This window comes from Nostoc sp. CHAB 5836, from assembly GCF_020829445.1.
Lineage (GTDB): Bacteria > Cyanobacteriota > Cyanobacteriia > Cyanobacteriales > Nostocaceae > Nostoc.
Window position 1 is genome coordinate 1 of sequence record NZ_JAIVFV010000173.1, and the last position, 14,138, is coordinate 14,138.

A 14,138-nucleotide genomic window follows, 5' to 3' on the forward strand; every position below is an offset into this window, starting at 1 on the left:
GGAGTCAGCTCACAAAATCGCATTGCTCCCAGTCAGTACTGCTGTATTCACAAAGCTTTCAGTATCGTAGCGGTAAGTATGCATTTCCTTAGACTGAAACGATACGCATATTATTCAAGATACCAAAATCTAATCAAGGATCAGGCTCATCAAATCCATGATTACAGTCATCATTGACAAATAAGTTCTGATTCTTTTAGAAGTGGTGAAACATTTGTTTAGAGTAAAACAGAATGTTAAAAATGTTAAAATTATAGACAATGACGAGCATTTAAAAAGAGTAAAAGTATGGAAACTACAACTAAAAGACAAGCGTTAATCAAGGCTATTAATGAACAATTAGAACTGGTTTATGACGATACCTTACAAGAAATTTTATTACTGTTAAAAATCCGTAAACAGGAAGACGAGTTGGACGAAAGAGACTTTGAAGAAGGATTAAAAGATATCGAAGAAAATGGCACTTTAACTTGGTCAGAACATCAGCAAAAAACTGCATGAGCTACCAAGTAGAAATTTCCAAAAATGCATCTAAACAACTCAAAAAGTTACCCGTAGATATTCAAGAAAGGCTAGAAAGTAAAATTCAGCAATTAGCTCTTGATCCTCGCCCTGATGGTGTCGGCAAATTAAAAAATGGTGAAAATCGTTATCGCATCAGAGTAGGCGATTATCGGATTTTGTATCATATTTCCGATGATGTCTTAGTCGTAACCGTTGTCAGAGTTGCGCATCGCAGAGAAGTTTATAGAGATGATTGACACTTGATAAGGCGAGAATTCCAGACCCATCCCTTTGAGTCTAGTTACTAAAATTAAAGGAAATACCAACCCAACTTCAACTCATGATAAAAACTATCGAAGGCATTTATCGGGATGGAGAAATTCACCTCAGCCAGTTACCGCAAGATATTAGCGATCGCTCTCAAGTTCTCGTCACCTTTCTAGATCCTGGCAAAATCGACCCTACCAAATTACGCCAACTGATTGATCAGTTGGAGACAATTGCAGGTATTGGGCAAGGTTTCGAGGAACTCAACGCTGGTCAAACTCGCCCGATTGGGGATTTCGTCGAAGAAATGCAGCAAAAGTATGGCATTTCAGGTTGAGATTACCCCAATCGCGGAGGCTCAGATTGAGCAAGCTTATCGCTGGTATCGAGAGCAGAATCCTGAATTTAGCGATCGTTGGTTTCGAGGATTGATGAATGCTATTGCTACCCTACAAGAGAAGCCCCAACGTTGTGCTTTAGCAGTCGAACATGAAATTTTTCCAGAAGAAGTACGTCAACTCCTTTATGGAAAAGCCAAAAATGTATACCGAGTAATTTTTACGATTCGAGGTACTACAGTTAATGTATTGTATGTGCGCCACAGTGGACAAGCACCACTGACAGTAGATGACCTAGAGGAGTTAGAAGGTTGAGTTTAGTTGCCTAACACTAGCTGTTACTCACCTAAAGGCACTCCTTCACGACGTGGGTCAGCACCACTAACTAGGCCTTGATTAGTCAGTACAATTCCGGTGGAACCACTGGTTAATTGGACAATGCTGACTGTATGACCCTTGGCTTCTAAAGCAGGTTTCAGGTTGGCAACATCTGTATTTTCTTCTAGATCAGTTGGCCCATTACGACTACCAAAATTTGGCAAAGATAGCGCTTGCTGAATGTCTAATCCCCAGTCTAGATGGGCTACTATTGCCTTAGCGACATAATTAATGATTTGCGCTCCACCAGCTGAACCAATTACCATTACCAGCTTGCCATTGCGATCAAAGACCATCATTGGAGACATTGAGCTTCTAGGACGTTTCTTGGCTTCTATGCGATTAGCAACAGGCTTTCCTTCTGATGTCGGTGAAAAAGAGAAATCTGTCAGTTGATTGTTAAGTAAGAAGCCTCGTACCATTAATCTAGAGCCAAAAGCATCTTCAATGCTAGTAGTCATTGAAACAGCGTTACCTGCCGCATCGACTATTGAAACATGACTAGTAGAGGGGAAATCCCTAGATTGATTTTTACCCCAGCGATGTGCTTGCTGTAACAATGGCTTACCGGCCTGGGCTTGACCCATTGAACGTTCAGGATTGATTATCGCTGCGCGTAACTTCAGGTAGTTAGGGTTAATTAATTCTTTGACTGGCACTGGCACAAAATCTGTGTCAGCTATGTATAAATTTCTGTCAGCATAAGCTAAACGTCCAGCTTCAGAAAATAAATGCACTGCTTCTAGCGAAGCTGGCTTTAAAGCTGCCAGATTAAATTGTTGAAGAATACCTAGAATTTGCAGTACGGTCAAACCACCAGAACTTGGAGGCCCCATGCCGCAAACTTTGTAAACTCGATAAGTGCCACAAACTGGCTCTCGCAGTTTAGCTTGATATTGCACTAGATCAGTGGTAGTTAAGTCACCTGGTACAGCAGCTTGCCTCACCGTAGCTACTACGTCTTTAGCAATATTTCCTTGATAAAAGGCATTAGCACCTCCTTTGGCAATCTGACGCAATACCTCTGCCAAAGGTTGATTGACCAATTTTGTACCAATTGGCTTGGGTGTACCATCGGGTTGATAGAAATAGCTCTTAGCTGGCTCGTTACGAGATAGATATTGATCCTTACTTAGCAGAGTGTACAAACGTGGTGAAAGTGGAAAACCTTGTTCAGAAAGTTGGATAGCTCGTTGAAATAGTTGAGACCAAGGTAACTTGCCATATTTTTTGTGTGCCAACTCTAGCATTCGTAACACCCCAGGCACACCTACGGATTTACCTCCGACAACAGCATCATAAAACTGTAATGGTTTGCCATTAGCATCAAGAAAGCGATCTGGTTTAGCCGCAGCTGGTGCAGTTTCTCGACCATCATAAGTGACCAACTTCTTCGTTTTGGCATCGTAGTAAACGAGGAAAGCACCACCACCAATACCTGAAGATTGCGGCTCTACCAACGTCAGTACCATTTGGACGGCAATAGCAGCGTCGATCGCACTACCCCCACGACGTAGAACATCGCGTCCGGCGGCTGATGCTAGTGGATTTGCAGCTACTACCACATACTTTTTCGTGCGAACAGCTTCCCGCTCAACTCGACCACTTGCAGCCTCCGGTGGCGGAGGGTTTTGGGCTTTGCCTATAATAGCTGGCAAGAGGGTAGCACTGAGTGTGAGGGGGAGCAGACAAGTACTTAAGGCAAACTTAGATGCTGTAGTCAATGCAACTCTCCAAATTTAAATATTTCATTTATTGTCAATGCTGGAATTACAAAAAAGCCTCATCGAAACTCTAGTAATATCGAGAGTCTTGCTTGTTGATTTATTGTTTATTTCACAGATTAGCTTACCAGACATAAACTTATAGCATATTACAAGGCTAGTCAACTATTTATCATATTTATCAATTTTTCAAATTTTGATATCTAACTCCATCGCAGTAAGAAAGTTTACAAAAAGCTCTCTCATAAAGTCGGTAGTGACAATAAACGTGTTTGCAGAACCGGGGTCTAAATATTTCAGTTGCAGCGATCGCGATTATGTGAGTGTGCCCAAACTAGTGAGTGAGCATAAGTAAAGTTGATGTATTTCTGGAGACAAATAATAAATCTAGTAGAAGTAAAGCGCGATCGCACCCTAACAACCCCAACAGAGTGCAAGCAGAGATAATTTCTGTATGACTTTCGTAACAATTAACAGCTATGACAGAGCTACTTGAACAAGTGATCGCTAAACTAAAAAACTTGCCTGCCAATGAACAAGATGCGATCATAGCAATAGTTAGTTGTGAAATATCTCGAAGATAAGTAAGTTATGTCAACAATATCGGGAAAATTAGAAGAACGAGTAGCGATTCTAGAGGCAGAAGTTGCACGCCTCAAAAGTAAATTAGAGGTTGTTTCCTCCCCGACAATACCTTGGTGGGAAAAGATTGCTGGAACATTTACTGATAACTCAGCTTATGATGAAGCTATGGAACTAGGGCGCGAATATCGTGTGACTCGTAATTCCTCTGATTTTGGAAAAATTGTGAGTTTACGCACAGAAGACTGGACATAAAGGCGATCGCTATGGTAATTTACCAGTCTCTGCAAATCAACTTTTGCGAGTCATGGAACTCAAACAGTTAGCAAAAAAAACTAGCTCAACAGGTTTATGAAAATCAGAGCGATCATTCATCCAGCAGAAGAAGGCGGCTTTTGGGCAGAGGTTCCCGCGCTTCCCGGTTGTATTACCGAAGGAGACACCATAGAAGAGGTGATGACTAATTTAAAAGACGCTATTGAGGGTTGGCTTGAAGTTGCTAATAGTCGTAATGCAATTGAGTCAACAGATCAAGTTGTCGAAATTGCTGTATGAAATCGATTTCTGGCAAGCAACTTTGTAAGATTGTGGAACAAAAAGGTTGGGTTTTGCAAAGAACTTACTGGCAGTCACTATATTTATCAAAACCCCGAAGTAGAAAAAATCCCGTCAATTCCTCTTCACCGCAATCAAGATTTGAAAGTTGGAACCTTAAAAGCCTTGATGAAAATAGCCCAGCTATCTGAAGAAGATTTACTTTAATTTCAAATTACTGCTCTGATTCATCCACTAACTTGCTTGGTTCACCGGGGTAAAAATCATAGTTCAAAATCTCTGACAAACTGTAAGGAAACTCTACCGGAAAAATTCGCTTGGGCAAATCTGTTTCTCCAACAGCTAATTCCACACCTTTAAGATAGGCTTTGCGAAGTCCTTCTTCAAGGTAGGGCTTTAGGCTAGGATTTTCTTCGAGCAATTCAGCAATATCTAAGCGTTGAATACGAAGTGTTGCTAACCAGCTACGGCTACGGTATTGGGACTGGTACTGCCATTTTAGTAAATGTCCAATCAACACACTCAGACGGTTTCGCAGTTCTTGACGTTGCTGTTTACCCAAAGATTGAATCTCCTCAATCAGATTTTGCAGATCAATCTGACTCCACTGCTCATTGCGAAGTAAAGTTACTTGTTCCTGTGTCCAAGCGTAAAAATCAGTTTCGTAGAGGCTTGGTGAAAGCATCGGTATCTTTGGGTTTGTTTCAGGTACACGCATTAGGTTAGTTCAACCTCAACGTTTTTGCTTTTATTGTAGAACCGTCTCAAATACTAGTTCTGCTATTGAGAGCGATCGCTATATGTAGTTTACCTCTTTGCCATACAGCTTTTGCGAACAGGTAAAGCGTTAGTCGAAATCAGCCGAGACTAGTGGCGCAGCTTACAAATCGCTGTGCGATCGCTTAAGGATGTTGTTTGATCAGTAGATTCATCGTTAGCATTCACAGTTAATCTAGCCCACAATTTAAAAAACCTGTTTCTCGAAGTGACGTGTAGAGCAAAAATGGCTAGAAAGAAAAAAACTCAAATTATGGACAAAGTATTTGAAACGCAAAAAGAACTAAAAGAATATGTTCAAAATATTCTCTATGCATACAAGCCAAACCAACCTTTATCTCTTAAAGACTTCCAATTTATGAGATTGTTTTTTAATAATCATCCCGATGCCTATGAGAAAATTGGTGATGGAATAGAGACTATCTGGATACAAGAGAATGTAGTTAATCGCGGCAAGTCGAGAGGTTTCTGGTTTAAACGTATAAATGGTTCAATAGATAACTTCAGTTACAAAGTATGCATTGGAAGCCCTCCATCAGTGACAAGTCATTTTCTCATGGCTTGCACAGAAGCTATAGATAGCTATGTCAATGCTTATCGAGAAAAAGCTTTCCAAGAGGTAGAAAAATTGCGCTGTCCTATTACTAGTGACTTTATCTCCTTAAAAGACTCATATGTCGCACATTCGCCTTTACATTTGAAAGAACTGGCAGAAGCATTCAAAAAAAATGAGGATTTAACCCTATCGGAACAATTATTCAAAGTTCATGGTGATGGTGATTTCACTATGAGTTTTGCTGATGAAGCTCTTCGAGAAAAGTGGATAAAATATCATTATGAAAACGCTACCCTTGAGATTAGAAGCAAGCGTAAAGATTAATAGCCATGACAGAGCTACTTGAACAAGCGATCGCTAAACTAAAAAATTTGCCTGCCAATGAACAAGATGCAATCGCAGCGATGATTTTGGCAGAACTAGAAGATGAACGCCGTTGGGATGAAGCTTTTGCCCGTTCTCCAGACATACTTGCCAAACTTGCAACCGAAGCAATGGCCCAATACCGTGCAGGTAAAAGCCAAGAGCTAGATCCAGATACATTGTGAAGTCACGTATAACCGCTCAGTTTCGTCAAGGGTTTGGGGATCTACCTGAGCAAGTTCAAGAGCAAACACGTGAGGCATACCGCCTCTTCAAACAAGATCCGAGTCATCCAAGCTTGCGCTTCAAAAAAGTACATCCAGAACTACCAATTTATTCAGCACGGATTAGCAAAAATTATCGAGCGGTTGGACAGTTAGATGGAGATACCGTTATTTGGTTTTGGCTCGGTTCACACGCAGAGTATAATAAGTTGCTCTCTGGGTTGTAGCGACACAGTGCGATCGCATACCCAATTTTGATCAAAAGATGAGCGCTTACTATGCAGTAACGGCAGTGAAATCTAAAGCAGAATTAGTGCAGGTGGGACTTGATTAGAGCGATCGCTTTTTTATCTCTCAAAAATTTGATACTATATATAGTATCATGTCTGAATGAGCAAATTAAGAAAATTAGTAGATCAGTTCCTAAAACGACCTCCAGAAGTCCGGTTTCAGGAAGTTTACTATCTATTAGAAGCTTTTGGCTTTGAAGAGAAAAGGTCTAAGGGTAGCCATCATAGCTTTCGGGACTCCCAAGGTAAAACCATCACTGTACCTAAAACAGGAGGACAAAAAGTTAAAGGAGTTTATGTACAGCAAATAGTTGAACTATTAAATTTAGAAGAGTGGATTGATGAAGACACTGAACCAGAAGAACCAGCAGATTGAGAAGCCGTCCTTAGAATATTATTTAAATCTTCAGTACCCTGTAACACTTTACCCCGACCCAGAGGGTGGATATGTAGCTCAAATTAAAGATTTACCTGGATGTCTTACCCAAGGCGAAACCCTTGAAGAGACAATGGCAAATCTCAATGAGGCGCGGGAATTATGGATTGAGACAGCTTATGAAGCCGACGATGATATTCCATTACCAAGTACTAATGATAGCTATAGCGGTAAACTACTACTACGGATGCCGAAATCTTTACATCGACGTTTAGCTGAGACTTCTGAACGGGAAGGTGTTAGTCTCAACCAGTATATTGTGTCTTTGTTGAGTGCGATTTCCAGATAATTTATAAATATTCAAAAAATACTTCAGGTACTAATCTGAATTCTCCTGATTTCAAGCGAGAGATATCTATCCATAAGGCTCTATGTTGATGATTTGGTGATTCTGAAAAAACTAAACTTTCCAATTGATAAAATTTTGAATCAGCAAAGTCACATTGATAAAGCTGAATAATTTCATGACCTTGCCTACCATTAAATGTAAACAAGTTTTCTATACAACCTAGATATTTAATATTCGTTAATTCTGCCTGAATTTCCTCTTGAAACTCCCGTTCTAAGGCGATGCGGCTGGTTTCGCCAAATTCAACACCACCGCCCAAAGCACGATAAAATCTTTCTTCCTTTACGGGATCGTAGCCTTCAGAAAGAAATATGCGTTCGCCATCCCGAATTAGCCCCAAAGCTATTACCCTAATTTCGCCTGCTTTATTCATTTTGGTAACTAATTATCGTAAATAGAGTGAGGACGACTTTCGCTATCTTCAATAGGCCAATCTGGATTTTCACCACCGATGTACAATTCTTCAATAGTGACATATTCCTGACTTAGCTGTGTGAGGGCGTTGATTAAAATATCCAGAGCGATCGCATCACTGGTTCCTAAATCAAACCAACAACGCCCCCACTGTCCCTCATATTCAAACTCACCAATGTTGTGCATCAGTGCTAGCAGACTTTTGTCATAACCTTGTTCATCATAATTCATGTAGCTGATATCGAGTCCAGTGTCCTGCACCTGGAGGTTCTCTGCATTAAATGCACCCAATTTACCTAGATAAAACCAGGAATTGAAAACTTCTTCTACATACTGCTTTTCACGCGCAGAAGGATTTGTGCTGAATTTCAGCCAAATCCACACATCAAAAGGATTAATTTCGCGGAACTGAATCTCCATTTCGGTCTAATATCTTAATTACTCTTCTGCAAATAAGCATATCAAAGTAAGAATGGCGAATGGGGAATAGGGGCACGGCTATTTCATTCTCATCTAGCCCGCCTCAGAATTAATTCTGAGTCTAATAGCGAAAGTAGTCTAAAGACTACTGAGAAAAGGTTATAGTCCAATACGCTTGAGTTAAGCATTTCTTCCTTCTCTTTGCGCCCTTTGCGTCCTTCTCCCAGGGGGAGACGCTACGCGATGGCGGTTCATCTCTACAATGAAATAGCCCTGGGAATAGGGGATAGAGACAAAACTTAATTGCCAATAGAAATCTGGTAGAAATTAAATATGCGTTACCCAGAACCGTTGCACAGAGGTAGCGCTGCTATGTCAAAACAATTCTTTTTCACTCCTATATCTAATGCCCAATGCCCAATTACCCAGGATTCTTTAAGTTAACAGCATTTTTGCGTTCACGCTCAATTTGTTTGACTAAATCGTCTGGAAGTTGGGATTTTTTAGTCAATGCTTTGTCAAAATGAGCGATCGCTTCCCGGATCATCTGCTGACTCTTTTCTTTTTGCCCCAGTTCTTTGAGGATTTGGGCTTTGAGATAAGAAATTTCTGGATTATCAGATGTGGTTTTGATTGCCCGATTCACATACTCTAGTGCCTGTGAATACTGTTTTAAATCCCGATAAGCAAGAGCAATACCCCGATCCACAAGATACCGAGGAGCAGCATTTTGTTCTAACCGTCCAATTGCCTGATCTGGGCTAGCAAAAGGCAAATTAACCGCCAACAATAAATCCATATAACCCTTGATTAAATTCAGTTCTGGATCGTTGGCAGAAATTGCTTCGGCTTTATCTAAATATTCATAAACTTGCCGCAAGCGACTAAAGGCTTGTGGTACACCGTTGACTGTACCCTCACGAGTGAGAACTACTGCACCCTCTAAAAAATGACCAACGGCAGTGTATAAATTACCACGCAAAGGATCGCTAGCAATCAGTTTCTCTCCAGTTTCTAGAGTTTTCTGGCTGTAGGTGGCGAGTTTAGCCCAATCCTGATTTCCGTATGCTAAAGATGCCTTGATCGCATAAGCTAAAGGTTCATTTGGCTCTTTGGATAATGCTTGTTGCAGATACCGTTCTGCTGCTGGATAGTTGCCCTGTTGGAAAATCGCTTTAAAAGCGGCTTCTGTTTGGTCGCCAATTTGATGAGGTTCGCGATCGCGAAAGGGATCGCCAGCCAGGGAGGGATTTACCCACAGATTAAGTGCGATCGCCCAAGGGGCAACGCCAAAGGCGAACGCAACTGTAAAAGCAGTCTGAGCAAGGGTAGTGAGTCTAGCAGACACTAATAATCCAGGTGAAGAAAAACTTTTAGTCATTTTAACCCTCCGAATAATTGCGGTTGAAATAGTTGTATATGTTACTTAGACTGCAAAAAAATGGTTAATTTCAACTAGCCTGTGCTTCAAGCAAAATTTTTTATAAAGGTTGACTTTGGTAATCTTTTCATGCTCCCAGGCTTGTTATCGCCATTGTTTAAGAGTGAGTCTGCCACAATGGAGAAAAAGTGAATGATTCTTGCTGCTAGATTAAGGTGTTAAGGCTGGTAATGCGCGAGAAATTTTTTCAGAATTTTCCAGATCCTCTCAGTGTAGCTAATCAGTAATTTGCTGACTTTTTGGTAATCTTAACAAATGCTCTATCTCCGAAATGTAATTTATCACCCGACAGCGTGCCCAACAGCGATTCTCAAATCGATCAACTTGGAATTAGCACCCCAGCAGCTAGGTCTGATTATTGGCCCGAGTGGTTCGGGAAAAAGTACCTTACTAGAAATTTTGTCGGGACTAGCCGAACCCACTACCGGCGCACTTTTCTGGCGAGAACAAGAACTTATAGCCGAACAGCTACAACAATTGGCTGGGTTGGTATTTCAGTTTCCAGAACGCCACTTTTGTGGTGGTTCGATTTTAGAAGAATTGCGTTTAGGACATCCTGAGTTAGGGTCAGAACGAGTCAGACAGGCTCTGAGTGAGGTGGGATTAGAGCATTTATCGCTCTCCGTTGCTCCCCATGCTTTAAGTGGTGGTCAACAAAGACGTTTAGCTTTGGCAGTGCAATTGATTCGCCAGCCAAATTTACTATTATTGGATGAACCGACAGCTGGGTTAGATTGGTCAATGCGTCGGCAACTGGTAAATTTATTAGCGAAACTGAAACAAGATTGGACGCTGTTGGTAGTGACACACGATGCTGGGGATCTGTTAGCGATCGCAGATCGTTGCTGGACACTCAACCACGGTGAATTAGAATCAGTAGATCCAAAGACACTAGAATCCAAAGTCAAAGAACCTCTGCCATCGGTATGACGTGGGATGAGGGGGATGAGGGAGATGAGGGGGATGTGGTTCGACTTCGCTCACCAACCGGGGGATGAGGGAGTAGGGGAAGAAGAACTATTAATGACAAATGACAAATGACAAATGACAAATGACAAATGACAAACTTATTGCCTGAAATGGCAGAAATCTGGCAGCAAACTCTCAATTGGAAGCCAACTGTCCAACAGCAAAGGCAATTTCAAAGGCTTTATGAGTTAATCTTAGAAGGTAATCGCCAACTAAATTTAACTCGGATCACTGACCCCCAAGAGTTTTGGGAAAAACATCTCTGGGATTCTCTGCGAGGAATTGCACCCCTATTATCAGCAAATTTTTCCCCTGCTTCCCCTACTCTCATCGATATTGGTACAGGAGCGGGTTTTCCGGGTGTACCAGTGGCAATTACTCTACCTAATTGCACAATTACTCTTGTCGATTCCACTCGCAAAAAAATTACTTTTCTCGACAATATATTAACTGAACTTGCCCTTACCAACGCCAAGACTCTTGTTAGTAGAGCTGAAGAAATTGGTCAGCACTCCCAGCATCGACTAGCTTATGACATTGCATTGATCCGTGCTGTAGGAGCAGCCTCTGTCTGTGCAGAATATACCCTACCACTGCTCAAACAGGGAGGTCTAGCTATCATTTATCGGGGTAATTGGACAGAGGATGAAACCACAGTTTTGGAAAAAGCTGTTAGCGAGCTAGGTGGTGTGATTGAATTAATTGAAAAATTTACCACTCCTCTAAGTGATAGCATCCGTCATTGCCTTTATGTGCGTAAGGTAGCAAACACACCAGCTAATTTTCCTCGTGCTGTAGGTGTACCTTCTCAAAAACCGCTTTGACGTCTCAGACCTAACCCCCAGCCCCTTCCCTACGAGGGAAGGGGAGCCAATGTTGTTTAAAGCCCCTCTGTGCGTCGGAGAGGGGTTTGGGGAGAGGTCTTCTGCCGACTTGTGTATACACCAAAGGGGAGAACAGGAATCAAAGTCCTCCAATTTATCGGGTAGCCACTGCGGTCTTGGGGTCTCGCCAAGTGAAGCAAGTGGCGTGGATTTAGGGCGATCTAAAACGTTTTGCTACCGACCAGAGGATTTTTAAAACATCCTCTAAGTGAAAGTATGAATTAGCCACATAAAATAACTTCTTCCCGCAAGCGGAAAGAAGGTAAGCAAAAATAAAACTTTGTCACAGGGAATTAGTAAAGATATTGTTTCGAGAAAATTAACCAGACAAAATATTAGCCCTAATTCCCAAGAATATACCAAGTGCCATTACTCGGTCGCCAGACTGCAAAGTTACTCCTAGCAGGGGAGTCATAATTGCCGGGAACTGGAGTATCACCAGCTGAACCCCATTGTTTAGTATTTACTTGACCTGTCAAACTGTTAAATATTTGATTTGCCAAACTGTTAATTCCTTGACTTGTCAAACTGTTAACTCGTTGACTTGCCAAATTGTTAATTACATACCAAGTACCATTACTTGGTTGCCAGACTGCAAAATCAGTTCTACGATCATTATTATAATCGCCGGGAACAGGAATATCACCATTTTGGCCCAATTGTGTAGTGTTTTGTTCAACTATAGAACTGTTGGCTGTTGTAGAACTGTTAATTACATACCAATTACCATTACTTGGTCGCCAGACTGCAAAATCTGTTTTAAGAGGATTATTATAATTGCCGGGAACGGGAATATCACCATTTTGTCCCCATTGCTTAGTACTTAGTTGACCCGTAGAACTGTTAATTACAAACCAAGTACCATTGCTTGGTCGCCAGACTGCAATATCTGTTTTACCATCATTATCATAATCGCCGGGAACGGGCATATCACCATTTTGGCCCAATTGCTTAGTACTTACTTGACCTGTAGAACTGTTAATTACAAACCAAATACTATTACTTGGTCGCCAGACTGCAAAATCTGTTTGACCATCATTATCATAATCGCCGGGAACGGGAATATCATCTTTCGCACCCCATTGTCTAATAACTACTTGACCTGTAAAACTGTTAATTACATACCAAGCACCATTACTTGGTCGCCAGACTGCAATATCTGTTTTAAGATCCTTATCATAATCGCCGGGAACGGGAATATCACCATTTTGGCCCCATTGTTTAATAACTTGAGCTTCTGCTTTAAAATTTAAAATTCCAATCAATAATGGAGCCGTTAAAGCAACCATGAATAATTTACAACCAATTTTCATGACAACATCCTCCTTATAATAAAAATGACTCAAGAGTGTTTTTACTCAAATTACACATTAATTATTTGTACAATAGAGCGTTTACCAAGTATTGACTAATGTAGCATACGATGTGTCAATAGAGTTACAATCTTTATAAAGAGATATAGCGGTCATCAGTTGAGTCAGATACAAGAACCCCACCTCAACCCCCTAAGAGCAAGCGGGGAGCTTACTTAGATGTACCTCATGTGATTAGGAAAGGCTATATTCCAATAGTCTTGGGTTAAGCATTTCTTTCTTCTCTTTGCGCCCTTTGCGTCCTTCTCCCAGGGGGAGACGCACTCGCGATGACGGTAGCCTGCGGCAAGCCGAAGCGTCTACGTTAAAAAATTGAGTTTGTAACAGAGTTTTAGCCTTAATCCAAGCGTAAGTAAGTCGGTGAGAATAAATCAAACTAGGTTAAGTAATGTAAAAAATCTTGATATTAGTTTGTAGTGAACGCGAGTGCGTCTCGTAGAGAGGGCTACCCTACGGGAACGCTCCGCGAACAGCCCTCAAATGAGGACTAAAGTCCTTATTACAAACCTTTAATTATTTACGCCGTTCTACTTATTGGTCTATAAGAGACTTCCAATAAATAAATTATTCAATCTTCTGGGGTGTGCCGAAAAGCCTGCCCTTGACTACGGGCGATCGTGTCGCCCACCCGACAAAAAGTAGTTGAGTATTTTTTAAATTGGAAGTCGCTAACTCTAAATTGTTGTTTGGTTTCAGGCAAATTTACTTGCTGCTGCAAACCGCTTGTTAATCTCATCCCAATTAACCACGTTCCACCAAGCATCTAAATAATCGGCGCGGCGATTCTGGTAATTGAGATAATATGCGTGTTCCCATACATCATTACCCATGATGGGATATTTGCCTTGACTTAAGGGACTATCTTGGTTGGCTGTAGTTATCACTTCTAACTTGCCACCTTTGTTACGCACTAGCCAAACCCAACCACTACCAAAACGACCAGCACCAGCTTCGTTAAACTGTTTTTTGAAAGCTGCAAAGTAGCCAAAATTTTGATTAATAGCCGAGGCTATATCTCCTGTTGGTTCTCCTCCACCTTTCGGCTTCATAATTTCCCAGAACATTGAGTGGTTCACATGACCACCGCCATTATTGCGTACTGTCGTACGAATATCTTGTGGTACATTGTCAAGTTTCTGCAACAATTCTTCAACAGTTTTGCCTTTGAGTTCTGGGTGTTTGGCTAACGCTGCATTCAGGTTTTTCACATAAGTTGCATGGTGTTTATCGTGGTGAAACTGCATCGTTTTGGCATCGATGTGTGGTTCAAGTGCTTCGTAGGGGTAAGGTAAGG

The 14,138-nt window shown here is 41.3% G+C and carries 23 protein-coding genes; 14 read left to right on the forward strand and 9 right to left on the reverse strand.

From position 1 onward, the window contains the following. Positions 1-288: 288 nt before the first annotated feature. From LC605_RS25720 to LC605_RS25735, 4 genes are all read left to right on the forward strand, one after another. Positions 289-501: a hypothetical protein gene (locus LC605_RS25720; RefSeq protein ID WP_229550333.1), complete on the forward strand. Its 213-nt coding sequence runs from the start codon at positions 289-291 to the stop codon at positions 499-501. After that, a complete protein-coding gene (locus tag LC605_RS25725) occupies positions 498-761 on the forward strand; it encodes a type II toxin-antitoxin system RelE/ParE family toxin (RefSeq protein ID WP_229550334.1) in 264 nt (87 codons plus the stop codon). Before LC605_RS25720 ends, LC605_RS25725 begins: the two co-directional genes overlap by 4 nt. An 83-nt stretch (positions 762-844) precedes the next feature. Beyond that, positions 845-1,108: a hypothetical protein gene (locus LC605_RS25730; protein ID WP_229550335.1), complete on the forward strand. Its 264-nt coding sequence runs from the start codon at positions 845-847 to the stop codon at positions 1,106-1,108. Further along, on the forward strand, positions 1,092-1,424 hold the full coding sequence (locus LC605_RS25735) for a type II toxin-antitoxin system RelE/ParE family toxin (protein ID WP_229550336.1): 333 nt from the start codon (positions 1,092-1,094) through the stop codon (positions 1,422-1,424). The genes LC605_RS25730 and LC605_RS25735 overlap by 17 nt, the downstream gene beginning before the upstream one ends. A 23-nt stretch (positions 1,425-1,447) precedes the next feature. Here the strand turns inward: LC605_RS25735 and ggt are convergent, their stop codons facing one another. Further along, positions 1,448-3,211 (reverse strand): gamma-glutamyltransferase, encoded by a 1,764-nt coding sequence (gene ggt, locus LC605_RS25740; RefSeq protein ID WP_229550337.1) that lies wholly within the window; start codon positions 3,209-3,211, stop codon positions 1,448-1,450. Positions 3,212-3,802: 591 nt separating this feature from the next. Here ggt and LC605_RS25745 point away from each other — a divergent pair. The 3 genes from LC605_RS25745 to LC605_RS25755 all read left to right on the forward strand — a co-directional run bounded on the left by LC605_RS25745 (position 3,803) and on the right by LC605_RS25755 (position 4,555). After that, a complete protein-coding gene (locus tag LC605_RS25745; protein WP_229550338.1) occupies positions 3,803-4,048 on the forward strand; it encodes a hypothetical protein in 246 nt (81 codons plus the stop codon). A gap of 96 nt (positions 4,049-4,144) precedes the next feature. Next, positions 4,145-4,348 carry a type II toxin-antitoxin system HicB family antitoxin gene (locus LC605_RS25750; RefSeq protein ID WP_229550339.1) on the forward strand — a complete coding sequence of 68 codons (204 nt, stop codon included), beginning with the start codon at positions 4,145-4,147 and terminating at the stop codon, positions 4,346-4,348. Positions 4,349-4,378: 30 nt separating this feature from the next. Then, on the forward strand, positions 4,379-4,555 hold the full coding sequence (locus tag LC605_RS25755; protein ID WP_229550340.1) for a type II toxin-antitoxin system HicA family toxin: 177 nt from the start codon (positions 4,379-4,381) through the stop codon (positions 4,553-4,555). 7 nt (positions 4,556-4,562) lie between these two features. Here LC605_RS25755 and LC605_RS25760 read toward each other — a convergent pair whose 3' ends face one another. Next, positions 4,563-5,066 (reverse strand): DUF29 domain-containing protein, encoded by a 504-nt coding sequence (locus LC605_RS25760; RefSeq protein WP_229550341.1) that lies wholly within the window; start codon positions 5,064-5,066, stop codon positions 4,563-4,565. Between the two features lie 285 nt (positions 5,067-5,351). On the opposite strand from LC605_RS25760, the gene LC605_RS25765 reads away from it, so the two are divergent. From LC605_RS25765 to LC605_RS25785, 5 genes are all read left to right on the forward strand, one after another. After that, positions 5,352-6,005, forward strand: a complete 654-nt coding sequence (locus LC605_RS25765; RefSeq protein WP_229550342.1) for a DUF3223 domain-containing protein — start codon at positions 5,352-5,354, stop codon at positions 6,003-6,005. A 5-nt stretch (positions 6,006-6,010) separates the two neighbouring features. Beyond that, on the forward strand, positions 6,011-6,229 hold the full coding sequence (locus LC605_RS25770; protein WP_229550343.1) for a hypothetical protein: 219 nt from the start codon (positions 6,011-6,013) through the stop codon (positions 6,227-6,229). After that, positions 6,226-6,495, forward strand: coding sequence for a hypothetical protein (locus tag LC605_RS25775; RefSeq protein ID WP_229550344.1), 270 nt, complete (start codon positions 6,226-6,228; stop codon positions 6,493-6,495). Before LC605_RS25770 ends, LC605_RS25775 begins: the two co-directional genes overlap by 4 nt. A 163-nt stretch (positions 6,496-6,658) precedes the next feature. Next, complete coding sequence (locus tag LC605_RS25780; RefSeq protein ID WP_180277449.1) at positions 6,659-6,934, forward strand: type II toxin-antitoxin system HicA family toxin; 276 nt, start codon at positions 6,659-6,661, stop codon at positions 6,932-6,934. Further along, on the forward strand, positions 6,900-7,283 hold the full coding sequence (locus LC605_RS25785) for a type II toxin-antitoxin system HicB family antitoxin (protein ID WP_229550345.1): 384 nt from the start codon (positions 6,900-6,902) through the stop codon (positions 7,281-7,283). Before LC605_RS25780 ends, LC605_RS25785 begins: the two co-directional genes overlap by 35 nt. 1 nt (position 7,284) lies before the next feature. Here LC605_RS25785 and LC605_RS25790 read toward each other — a convergent pair whose 3' ends face one another. The 3 genes from LC605_RS25790 to LC605_RS25800 all read right to left on the reverse strand — a co-directional run bounded on the left by LC605_RS25790 (position 7,285) and on the right by LC605_RS25800 (position 9,558). Continuing rightward, complete coding sequence (locus tag LC605_RS25790) at positions 7,285-7,716, reverse strand: NUDIX hydrolase (RefSeq protein ID WP_229550346.1); 432 nt, start codon at positions 7,714-7,716, stop codon at positions 7,285-7,287. 8 nt (positions 7,717-7,724) lie between these two features. Beyond that, positions 7,725-8,177, reverse strand: coding sequence for a DUF3531 family protein (locus LC605_RS25795; RefSeq protein WP_229550347.1), 453 nt, complete (start codon positions 8,175-8,177; stop codon positions 7,725-7,727). Positions 8,178-8,598: 421 nt separating this feature from the next. Then, on the reverse strand, positions 8,599-9,558 hold the full coding sequence (locus LC605_RS25800) for a Sll0314/Alr1548 family TPR repeat-containing protein (protein WP_229550348.1): 960 nt from the start codon (positions 9,556-9,558) through the stop codon (positions 8,599-8,601). Positions 9,559-9,873: 315 nt separating this feature from the next. Between LC605_RS25800 and LC605_RS25805 the strand changes: the two genes are divergently transcribed. Beyond that, positions 9,874-10,548, forward strand: coding sequence for an ABC transporter ATP-binding protein (locus tag LC605_RS25805; RefSeq protein WP_229550349.1), 675 nt, complete (start codon positions 9,874-9,876; stop codon positions 10,546-10,548). Here LC605_RS25805 and LC605_RS25810 read toward each other — a convergent pair. After that, positions 10,523-10,669, reverse strand: coding sequence for a hypothetical protein (locus LC605_RS25810; RefSeq protein ID WP_229550350.1), 147 nt, complete (start codon positions 10,667-10,669; stop codon positions 10,523-10,525). The two genes, LC605_RS25805 and LC605_RS25810, sit on opposite strands and share 26 nt — an antisense overlap. A 7-nt stretch (positions 10,670-10,676) precedes the next feature. Here LC605_RS25810 and rsmG point away from each other — a divergent pair, with 7 nt between their 5' ends. Further along, complete coding sequence (rsmG, locus tag LC605_RS25815; protein WP_229550351.1) at positions 10,677-11,411, forward strand: 16S rRNA (guanine(527)-N(7))-methyltransferase RsmG; 735 nt, start codon at positions 10,677-10,679, stop codon at positions 11,409-11,411. 401 nt (positions 11,412-11,812) lie between these two features. Here rsmG and LC605_RS25820 read toward each other — a convergent pair whose 3' ends face one another. The 3 genes from LC605_RS25820 to LC605_RS25825 all read right to left on the reverse strand — a co-directional run. Next, positions 11,813-12,784, reverse strand: a complete 972-nt coding sequence (locus LC605_RS25820; RefSeq protein WP_229550352.1) for a VCBS repeat-containing protein — start codon at positions 12,782-12,784, stop codon at positions 11,813-11,815. A gap of 628 nt (positions 12,785-13,412) precedes the next feature. Further along, positions 13,413-13,544: a hypothetical protein gene (locus tag LC605_RS33135; protein WP_267868665.1), complete on the reverse strand. Its 132-nt coding sequence runs from the start codon at positions 13,542-13,544 to the stop codon at positions 13,413-13,415. Next, positions 13,537-14,138, reverse strand: a 602-nt coding sequence (locus tag LC605_RS25825) for a superoxide dismutase (RefSeq protein ID WP_229550353.1), incomplete at its 5' end; no start/stop codon positions are given. The genes LC605_RS25825 and LC605_RS33135, both read right to left, overlap by 8 nt.

Coding starts and splice junctions, on each gene's coding strand:
- LC605_RS25720 (WP_229550333.1), top strand. CDS start 289: ATGGAAACTACAACTAAAAGACAAGCGTTAATCAAGGCTATTAATGAA.
- LC605_RS25725 (WP_229550334.1), top strand. CDS start 498: ATGAGCTACCAAGTAGAAATTTCCAAAAATGCATCTAAACAACTCAAA.
- LC605_RS25730 (WP_229550335.1), top strand. CDS start 845: ATGATAAAAACTATCGAAGGCATTTATCGGGATGGAGAAATTCACCTC.
- LC605_RS25735 (WP_229550336.1), top strand. CDS start 1,092: ATGGCATTTCAGGTTGAGATTACCCCAATCGCGGAGGCTCAGATTGAG.
- LC605_RS25745 (WP_229550338.1), top strand. CDS start 3,803: ATGTCAACAATATCGGGAAAATTAGAAGAACGAGTAGCGATTCTAGAG.
- LC605_RS25750 (WP_229550339.1), top strand. CDS start 4,145: ATGAAAATCAGAGCGATCATTCATCCAGCAGAAGAAGGCGGCTTTTGG.
- LC605_RS25760 (WP_229550341.1), bottom strand. CDS start 5,066: ATGCGTGTACCTGAAACAAACCCAAAGATACCGATGCTTTCACCAAGC.
- LC605_RS25765 (WP_229550342.1), top strand. CDS start 5,352: ATGGCTAGAAAGAAAAAAACTCAAATTATGGACAAAGTATTTGAAACG.
- LC605_RS25770 (WP_229550343.1), top strand. CDS start 6,011: ATGACAGAGCTACTTGAACAAGCGATCGCTAAACTAAAAAATTTGCCT.
- LC605_RS25780 (WP_180277449.1), top strand. CDS start 6,659: ATGAGCAAATTAAGAAAATTAGTAGATCAGTTCCTAAAACGACCTCCA.
- LC605_RS25785 (WP_229550345.1), top strand. CDS start 6,900: ATGAAGACACTGAACCAGAAGAACCAGCAGATTGAGAAGCCGTCCTTA.
- LC605_RS25790 (WP_229550346.1), bottom strand. CDS start 7,716: ATGAATAAAGCAGGCGAAATTAGGGTAATAGCTTTGGGGCTAATTCGG.
- LC605_RS25795 (WP_229550347.1), bottom strand. CDS start 8,177: ATGGAGATTCAGTTCCGCGAAATTAATCCTTTTGATGTGTGGATTTGG.
- LC605_RS25800 (WP_229550348.1), bottom strand. CDS start 9,558: ATGACTAAAAGTTTTTCTTCACCTGGATTATTAGTGTCTGCTAGACTC.
- LC605_RS25805 (WP_229550349.1), top strand. CDS start 9,874: ATGCTCTATCTCCGAAATGTAATTTATCACCCGACAGCGTGCCCAACA.
- rsmG (WP_229550351.1), top strand. CDS start 10,677: ATGACAAACTTATTGCCTGAAATGGCAGAAATCTGGCAGCAAACTCTC.
- LC605_RS25820 (WP_229550352.1), bottom strand. CDS start 12,784: ATGAAAATTGGTTGTAAATTATTCATGGTTGCTTTAACGGCTCCATTA.